The organism is Acidobacteriota bacterium, assembly GCA_012729555.1.
Taxonomy (GTDB): domain Bacteria; phylum Acidobacteriota; class UBA6911; order UBA6911; family UBA6911; genus UBA6911.
In genome coordinates, this window is sequence record JAAYCX010000007.1 from 1 (window position 1) to 7,889 (window position 7,889).

Below are 7,889 nucleotides of genomic sequence, written 5' to 3' on the forward strand. Positions count from 1 at the left end.
CTCGTCCACTGAGCCCCGGACTCCCGCCCGGGCGACAAAAGGCCCGAAGACCTGAACCTGATTTTTCCTGGTTGCAAGTGGTGGGCGGTACTGGATTTGAACCAGTGGCCCCCGGTGTGTAAGACCGTTTTTTTTCTATCTCACCAGAAACAACCATAAACCTTCATGGGCCATAAACCACACATTACCAAGCCTTAACAAGCACCATTTGTTTTCCGGTTGTTTATCCCGGTATATGGAAATATAATTTTCCTGCACTTACCGTGCACTTACGGGCCAAAACCCCGAACCGGGAGGCACCATTATGAAAGCGAGAATCACCAAGGATTTCGTGAAGCGCGTCAAGCCAAAGGCGAAAGCATTTGAGGTCCGGGATACGGAAACCCCGGGGTTCATTCTCCGGGTTCAGCCGTCCGGCGTCACGGCCTATATCGCGGAGTATGGGCGAGGGAAACGGATCACCGTGGGGCAAACCAGCGTTTTGAGGCTGGACGAAGCCCGGGAGAAGGCGCGCGAATACCTCGCAAGCGCCGTCCTGGGGGCCGATCCGATGAAGGAGCGAAGGAAGGCGAAGGCTTTCACCTACGAATCCTTTGTGAGGGATCGCTACGCTGCCTGGATCACCTCCCACCAGAAGAGCCCGGGGGAGACCCTGCGCCGGCTGGCGCTCTTTTACCCCTGCCTGGGGAGCAAGAAGCTGTCAGAGATCGACGGCTGGAGCATTGAGCGCTTCCGATCCGCGCGCCTGAAAGCGGGGGTGAAGCCGATCACCGTCAACCACGACCTGGACGTCCTGCGCGCCGCACTGACCCGGGCGATGGATTGGGGGTTAATCGACGTCCACCCCATGCGGAAGGTGAAACGCAGCAAGGTGGACAGCGAGGGGAAGGTGCGATACTTGACGCCCGAGGAATCCGGGCGGCTCCGGGAAGCGCTCGACGCCCGGGAGGACAAGCGCCGGAAGCAGCGGACGTCCTTCAATCAGTGGCGCCAGGTACGGGGGTTCCAGGTTTTCCCCGAGCATGGCACCTTCACGGATCATTTGATGCCCATGGTGCTCCTGGCGCTCAATACCGGGATGCGGCGGGGCGAACTGTTCAATTTGAGGTGGACGGACGTCAATCTCGCGGCACGGCTCCTGACTATTGCCGGGGCGACGGCCAAATCCGGCCAGAGTAGGCACCTTCCGCTGAATGATGAGGCGCTCGAAACCCTGACCCTTTGGCGCAAGCAGAACCCGGGCGGGGACCTGGTCTTCCCTGCCGATAATGGCGGGAGGATGGATAACATCAACAGCAGTTGGCGCCGGTTGATGAAGGATGCCAAGATCGAAAACTTCCGCTTCCACGACCTCCGGCACGATTTCGCGTCAAGGCTGGCAATGAAGGGGGTCGACCTAAACAGCATCCGGGAATTGCTAGGACACAGCACCATCGCGATGACGTTACGATATAGCCATCTGATGCCGGGAAAGCTGGCGGAAGTAGTGGCAAAATTGGGAGGATGAAAAATAATTTGAAAATTTTCCCCATTTTTTGGGGGTGGGCGTAAAGGGCTTTGTGATATAAAGGAACCATGCCGCTAGGTTAGCTACCGAAAAGCCCGGTCTCCCACCCGGGCCTGCGGCGATCCAAAAGTGGGAAACCTTGTGGGAGGGGTTATGGCGCGCACCGAAATACCAACGTTCTCCGATGAACAAATCCAGGCCGAGGAATATAAGCGGGTAAGGCGCCAGGTCCGTACAGCCCCACAGAACAACGAAAGCCGGACCCCGAAATACTCAGAGCTAATCCATGCGGCGGAAATCGAAAACGCAGCAAATGGCATTTTTGAATACAGCGGAGATCCCGTATTGGGGCCCCAATTCGTCGAACAGTACCAAATCCTCCGGCGGGCCGCTGGCCGTCGCGCTGACGAATATAAGCGGAAACTCGAAGATTACATTAAGCGCAAAAGCGACGATCAATATGGACCTGAGGGCGCAAGGGGCGTCCTGTTATTACTCCGCGACGCCATACAGCAATCGGCCAACTTGACGCGGCCAGAAAAAGAGGTCTGCCCCTTGTGGCAGCGGGGATTATCGCAGAGCGAAATAGCCGAGAGACTCAAAAGGACACAACCGGCGATAAGCAAGGCAATGAAATCCATGAAAATAAAACTCTATCTGGCGGAGCAGGATCTTATTGGACCCCACGACCGGGTACAACGGCAACTAACCCACTTCGCCGATACGCATGGGTTGACCGGGTGGGGCCGCGACTACATTAAGGAGCATGGGGAGAATCCGCCGTTCTGCCGGAACTGCGAGAGCTTGTATCGGCGGGAGCAAGAACTCAAAGTGCATTAGAATCTAAGGATTAGAGCAAAAAAGTTATATTTGCGATTTATTGGTCTATAAGTAGGGAGCTTTTTTCGGGTCAGCGGAAACGCTGGCCCTTTTTATTTGGAGGAACGACATGGCGGCGACTGTGGTGGTTTACGACCGAGGCGGGGAGGGGGAACTTGTCCCGATCATGACCTCCAGCAGCCCGGAGATCGTCGCGGTGATTCAGCGGCTGATCTCGCGCGAGCTGTATCGGGCTGCATATATCACGGAGCGCCCGCCAGCAAAGCGGCGCGCCTCCAGCAGCAAAAAAGGGGCAATCGACTAGGCTTTTAATCAGTCAATCAGGGGACCACGACCCGGGAACCGCATAAGCGGCCCGGGTTTTTTTGTGCCCGGAAGGGGAATCATGGATAGCAGCAGCAGACGGGAGCGGCTGACTGAGACCGAGGCGTCGATCTACATCGGGATGTCGCGCCCGTGGATGCGCCTCGCGCGGATGAAGCGCCAGGGGCCGTCGTTTCTGAAGATCGGGCGGGCGATCCGGTACGACGTCGCCGACCTGGATCAGTGGTTGGACTCGCATCGGGTCCGTTGCGCGTAAGGGGGAGCTAGTGGCCGTTCATATCAGTGAATCCTGGGATTCAATCACTCGCCGGGTAGACGCACCTCTTTTAAGAAGGGGTCGAGGCGGGTGTGTTTCCTGCGGCAGCAGTACCGGGTTTTCCGCCGACGACGACCGGGGGGTGTTCTATTGCTTCGCCTGCGGTGAGCGCGGCGACAAGCTCTCCTACGTCATGAAGACACTGGGGTGCGATTTCAAGGCGGCCCTGCGGTTTTTCGGGCTGGAACCTGGCCGACCCCCGGCGCCGGATCCGGCAGTGGTGAAGAAGCGACGGGCGGAGGATGGACTCCGGGCGTGGGCGAAGCGGCGGGGCCGCGAATTGCGCGAGGAGTACTACAACCGCAGCCGCATCGAGCTATACGCCCGTCGCAGGCTGGAGAATGACCCCGAGGACCAGCTCGGATGGGGGTTGTTGGGGGTCGCCTACAGCGGGACGCCATTGGACGAGATCGAGCGCCTGCACGACTTGTTGATCGGGCGACCGTGGGAACAATTGGAAGCGTATCGGGCATTGGAAGGGGTGGTGGAATGACGATGCAAGTGGGCGCCTGCGAGATGACGACAGCAGAAGAAATGGCGTTGGGGTGCGAAGCGGCACAAACCGATGGGGTGGAGCCGGTCGATCAACCCCAAGCATGGGACGAGCCCATTCCGTTTTTCGATTCCAATCTCCCGGGGTTCCCGGTTGATGCCCTGCCGGAGAGCATAGGCAAGTACGTTTCGGCGCTGGCAACATCAACCCAAACCCCCGTTGACCTTGCGGCGATGCTTTCGCTTGCGGTCATGGGCGCGGCCTGCGCCAAGAAGATCGTCGTTGAAATCAAGCCGGGATTCGTAGAGCCATTGAACCTGTACACGATTACGGCCCTGCCAAGCGGAAACCGGAAATCTGCGGTCTTCAAGGCGATGCTTGAGCCAATCGAGGCGTTCGAGAAAGCCGAAACCAAGGGTATCGCGCCGGAGATCGCCAGGGGTACGACCAGGTACAAGGTTCTCGAAAAATCGCTTGTCAAGGCGCAGGAAATCGCAGCCAAGGCGTCCGATCCGGCGAAGAGGGCGTCCCTTACTGCTGCGGCGGAGGACATGGCGGTCGAGCTTGATTCCCTTCGCATACCCGCTTACCCGCAATTTCTGGCCGACGATTGCTCACCAGAGAGTTTGGCAAGTCTTTTGAGCACGCAGCACGGGCGCATGGCGCTAATGAGTGCTGAGGGTGACCTCTTCGAGATCATGGGCGGGCGGTACTCCGCGAACAAGAGCCCCAATCTCAATGTCTTCTTGAAGGGTCACAGCGGCGATGAACTCCGGGTCAATCGCATAGGACGGCCACCCGAATATATCCACGACCCGGCACTGACTATTGGGCTGGCGGTTCAGCCGGAGGTGATTGAGGGGTTGGCCGGGAAGCCCGGATTCCGGGGAAAGGGTCTGCTGGCGAGGTTTCTCTATTCCCTTCCCGAGAGCAGACTCGGCCACCGGCGGGCCGACCCCCCGACGATTCCCGGGATGACCCTTGCCGCCTACAACCAGGCGATCACCAATCTGCTGGCCCTGCCGATGTCGGTCGACTCCAGCGGGGACGTTTCCGCCTACGTCCTGCGCCTGGACGACTGCGCCAGGGAAACGGTCCTTGCCTTCATGGAGTTTTTGGAGCCGAAACTTGAACCATTAGGTGAACTTGGATTCATCTCGGATTGGGCGGGCAAACTGACCGGCGCCATCGCCAGAATCGCAGCACTGATACACCTCGCGGAAACTGCCGACCGGGACAAGCCCTGGGATATTCCCGTTGCAGACCAAATCCTGCATAGAGCGATCAAGATCGGGGAGTACCTCATCCCGCACGCCATTGCCGCCTTTGGAACGATGGGGGCAGACCCGGTGGTCGAGGCTACGAAGAGAATCTTGTCTTGGATCAAGCGGGAGGGGCTGGCGACATTCACCAAGCGGGAAGCATGGCAGGCACTTCGCGGGAGATACAGCACGGCAGCCGACATGGATCCGCACCTCGCCTTCCTGGTGACACAAGGCTACATCCGCGAGGGTCAACGGCCTGCCGCCGGACCCGGACGCCCAAGCAGGGTGTTCGAGGTCAATCCGAATTTTGGGGATATTGGGGATATTGGGTAGGGGATTTTAATGTCAATCCGAATTTTGGGGATATTGGGGATTCTGGGTAACTAGGCTTGATAGCCATTTTAGACCTTATATTATATTAGTAAAAATACAATACAGGGTCACAGGCAGACTTTCCTGCGGAGGCTATCGCCTCCCAAAATACCCAAAATACCCAAAATTCAATCAGCGCCAGTTTATCGGCCAATATGGCCGTAATGGCCAAAACCCATGGGGGAGACAATGGTCGGCAACATATTGACCATGGTGCGGGAGCAATCCCGCCAGCAGGAGCAACGATATATCGACGTCTTCCCGGGGTGGAAGCGGGGCACCGTGCCCCAATGCCCCCGGGTAGTGGCCGGGAAGCGATGCTATGAGGCTGACGGGCGCAAGGTCCCGGAGTGCATTTGCACCCGATACGGGCGGCGCATATTCGACCATACCAGAATCTGGCGCACGCCGGAGGGCTACCGCGTCCTGACGACCGAACCCTACAACGTGGACCTGGACGACCTGGCTGCATTCCGGGACGAGTGCCGGGGGTTGGGGCTGGCCGTCGAGCTATTCGCTCACAGCCCCTACAGCCCGGGCCACACCGTCACCCTGATGATTCATCGAGCCGACCAGGTGGTGCGACATGACCTCATCGGATGACGGCCTCCTGACGGCGGCAGAAGTAGACGTCCTGACCAAGCGACTCGCAGACGCGGCAGACGGCCCGGTAGGTGAGCGGGAGATCGAGGCGCTCATTGGATGGGCCGAGCGGGGGATGCGGCACTACCTGGCCCTGAAGATGATCTTGTGCGGCGAGGCGAGGGTTTGGGTCGAGGGCGACCAGGTGATGATCGGGGAGACATGGAGTGTGCATTAGGGGGAGGGGGGGGGCTTTCGGGTCCTTGGTGGGGGGTACAAGCCGAGGGTTGGGCAGCCTCACACTTTCTCTAGCTACAGCGTTAAAAATCAGGTTGCCGGTTGCCACCGGGGACCACATCTGAGGGTAGGACATTGACAAAGAAAAATCAACTGCTATCGCGGGCCGACTTCGCGGCGGCGCAGGGAGTCTCCCGGCAAATGGTGGACCGCTACGTTAAAAGCGGGATGCCCTTGCAGGACGGCCTGATCGACCCGGAGCAGGCGCAGACATGGATCGCGCAGAACATCCTGGCCCGATCCAAGCCGGGGGAGAGCTACAACGAGGCCCGGACCCGATCAATGGTTGCGGAGGCCGGGATTAAGGAAATGCAACTGGACATTCTCCGGGGCCGCTACATCGACGCCGAGGAGATGCGCGAATTGTTGGGCCGGATTTATACGGGAGCTAAAAATATTTGGCTGCAGGCAATCCGCAAGATCGAGATCCGGCTGAGTCTCACCCCGGAGCAGTCGCAGTTTGTGCAGGACAGCATCTATCGCGGCCTGGAGGAATTGGCGTCGGGCCGCATTCTGAAGGAGAAACCTAAATGCGAAATGAAAAGAAAAAGATTGTCGCGGAAGAAGTAGCGCCGATTGCGAATGCAGCCATGAGGGCGTGGGCTCCACCGGCAGAGGAAGCGCAGCGGCTCCTCATGGATTTCTACGCTGCGGGTAGCCTGGTGCAAGAAAGGTATCGGCGCACGGGCGATTTATGCGACATCCTCAAGCCTTGGGGCGAGGTCCTGAACCGGTTCCAGAAGATTGTGGACTTTGTGGTGGCGAACCCGTCTCCGGCGCTGGGCCTGATGGTCCTGAATCGGGCGGATGAATACTGGGATTTCGATCTGAAGCCGGTATGGTCGGCAATCCTGCGCCAGTCGGGGGCCGAATAATGGACGCCGACGGCAACCCGACCTGTCCGGCTGACGTTTACCGGCTCGCCCTGGAGCGGACCCCTGAGGTATGGCGCACGCTCCGGCGACCGGCAGCGATTTTGATCGCCGGGGATGTTGCAGCCCACAGTGCCAGCGAGTCCGGCTTCACCCCTCATTGGTCCACCAGGCAGCACACCTCCGTTCACGAGGCGGGGCACGCGATTATTGCGTTCCTGGTGGGGGGTAGGCGGTCTGCGGTCGCCGTGTTCGAGAACGGCGGCGGGATTTGCGGGCCGCTCGATTCACCAGAGGCGGCACGGGAGGCGTGGGCGAAAGGAGAGAGCGACGAGGAACGGAATCGAGACACGGCGGCGGCCGCACCCGACCGGCTCGACCGGCTGGCAAAGGCGATTGATCGACTATTCCGGCGGCGCTGGTATCGGGCGGCATTGCTCGAACTGGCCAACCGCCTTCATGCGGAGGATTTCGTCAATGAGGATGAGGTTGGAAGTTATCTGGAAGGCTGGTTCCCGCGCTCTCCGGCTCGCATCCGAGCCATGGCGGCGGCTGCAGAACTGGCACCGGCTCCGGGCGTGGAGGCTGGCGCGGGAGGCGGAGCGGGCGGAAATGGAGGCGTACTTCGCGGGGCTGGAGGCGGAGCGCCGGGATCGGGAGCGGGAAGAAAAGGAGCGCGAACGGCTGAGGCTGGCCGGAATGAGCAAATTGGATCGGACCTTGCGGGAGCCGTGGATCAAGACCCCGTTTGGCAAAATCTAACAATCAATCAGAAAGGAAATCACAATGTCTGATAGCACTCTTTGCACGGCGGGCGATTTCGCCCAATCGGAAAAACTCCATCGGGCCTTCGCGGAGGCCGAACGGAAGCGCCAGGAGGCGCAGCCCCGGATTGACCAGGCGCACGCCGATTATGAACTCGCAGCTCTTCACCGTCACGCGGCGGGGAGCCTGTGCGACGGCGTTCCCCAGGCGCGAATCGAGGCGCTGGACGCCGAGGTTGCCCGGGCCAGGGCCGAGC

The 7,889-nt window shown here is 59.6% G+C and carries 12 protein-coding genes; all 12 read left to right on the plus strand.

Annotated features, from left to right (window positions below; all coding sequences use genetic code 11):
• Positions 1 to 304: 304 nt before the first annotated feature.
• Positions 305 to 1,507 carry a site-specific integrase gene (locus GXY47_00720; protein NLV29649.1) on the plus strand — a complete coding sequence of 401 codons (1,203 nt, stop codon included), beginning with the start codon at positions 305 to 307 and terminating at the stop codon, positions 1,505 to 1,507.
• A gap of 153 nt (positions 1,508 to 1,660) precedes the next feature.
• Complete coding sequence (locus GXY47_00725; GenBank protein NLV29650.1) at positions 1,661 to 2,347, plus strand: hypothetical protein; 687 nt, start codon at positions 1,661 to 1,663, stop codon at positions 2,345 to 2,347.
• Between the two features lie 109 nt (positions 2,348 to 2,456).
• Positions 2,457 to 2,651, plus strand: coding sequence for a hypothetical protein (locus GXY47_00730; protein NLV29651.1), 195 nt, complete (start codon positions 2,457 to 2,459; stop codon positions 2,649 to 2,651).
• Positions 2,652 to 2,732: 81 nt separating this feature from the next.
• Positions 2,733 to 2,927, plus strand: a complete 195-nt coding sequence (locus GXY47_00735; protein NLV29652.1) for a helix-turn-helix domain-containing protein — start codon at positions 2,733 to 2,735, stop codon at positions 2,925 to 2,927.
• Between the two features lie 10 nt (positions 2,928 to 2,937).
• Complete coding sequence (locus GXY47_00740; protein ID NLV29653.1) at positions 2,938 to 3,480, plus strand: hypothetical protein; 543 nt, start codon at positions 2,938 to 2,940, stop codon at positions 3,478 to 3,480.
• Positions 3,477 to 5,078 (plus strand): DUF3987 domain-containing protein, encoded by a 1,602-nt coding sequence (locus tag GXY47_00745; GenBank protein ID NLV29654.1) that lies wholly within the window; start codon positions 3,477 to 3,479, stop codon positions 5,076 to 5,078. The genes GXY47_00740 and GXY47_00745 overlap by 4 nt, the downstream gene beginning before the upstream one ends.
• A gap of 228 nt (positions 5,079 to 5,306) precedes the next feature.
• The gene (locus GXY47_00750) at positions 5,307 to 5,720 is read left to right on the plus strand and encodes a hypothetical protein (GenBank protein NLV29655.1); all 414 of its coding nucleotides are present in this window, start codon (positions 5,307 to 5,309) and stop codon (positions 5,718 to 5,720) included.
• On the plus strand, positions 5,704 to 5,937 hold the full coding sequence (locus GXY47_00755; GenBank protein NLV29656.1) for a hypothetical protein: 234 nt from the start codon (positions 5,704 to 5,706) through the stop codon (positions 5,935 to 5,937). Before GXY47_00750 ends, GXY47_00755 begins: the two co-directional genes overlap by 17 nt.
• A 134-nt stretch (positions 5,938 to 6,071) precedes the next feature.
• A complete protein-coding gene (locus GXY47_00760) occupies positions 6,072 to 6,566 on the plus strand; it encodes a hypothetical protein (protein NLV29657.1) in 495 nt (164 codons plus the stop codon).
• Entirely contained in the window at positions 6,527 to 6,871 is a 345-nt protein-coding gene (locus tag GXY47_00765) for a hypothetical protein (GenBank protein NLV29658.1), read from the plus strand. Before GXY47_00760 ends, GXY47_00765 begins: the two co-directional genes overlap by 40 nt.
• Entirely contained in the window at positions 6,871 to 7,662 is a 792-nt protein-coding gene (locus GXY47_00770; protein NLV29659.1) for a hypothetical protein, read from the plus strand. The genes GXY47_00765 and GXY47_00770 overlap by 1 nt, the downstream gene beginning before the upstream one ends.
• Positions 7,655 to 7,889, plus strand: a 235-nt coding sequence (locus GXY47_00775; protein NLV29660.1) for a hypothetical protein, incomplete at its 3' end; no start/stop codon positions are given. The genes GXY47_00770 and GXY47_00775, both read left to right, overlap by 8 nt.

Coding starts and splice junctions, on each gene's coding strand:
- GXY47_00720 (NLV29649.1), top strand. CDS start 305: ATGAAAGCGAGAATCACCAAGGATTTCGTGAAGCGCGTCAAGCCAAAG.
- GXY47_00735 (NLV29652.1), top strand. CDS start 2,733: ATGGATAGCAGCAGCAGACGGGAGCGGCTGACTGAGACCGAGGCGTCG.
- GXY47_00730 (NLV29651.1), top strand. CDS start 2,457: ATGGCGGCGACTGTGGTGGTTTACGACCGAGGCGGGGAGGGGGAACTT.
- GXY47_00725 (NLV29650.1), top strand. CDS start 1,661: ATGGCGCGCACCGAAATACCAACGTTCTCCGATGAACAAATCCAGGCC.
- GXY47_00745 (NLV29654.1), top strand. CDS start 3,477: ATGACGATGCAAGTGGGCGCCTGCGAGATGACGACAGCAGAAGAAATG.
- GXY47_00755 (NLV29656.1), top strand. CDS start 5,704: ATGACCTCATCGGATGACGGCCTCCTGACGGCGGCAGAAGTAGACGTC.
- GXY47_00770 (NLV29659.1), top strand. CDS start 6,871: ATGGACGCCGACGGCAACCCGACCTGTCCGGCTGACGTTTACCGGCTC.
- GXY47_00765 (NLV29658.1), top strand. CDS start 6,527: ATGCGAAATGAAAAGAAAAAGATTGTCGCGGAAGAAGTAGCGCCGATT.
- GXY47_00750 (NLV29655.1), top strand. CDS start 5,307: ATGGTCGGCAACATATTGACCATGGTGCGGGAGCAATCCCGCCAGCAG.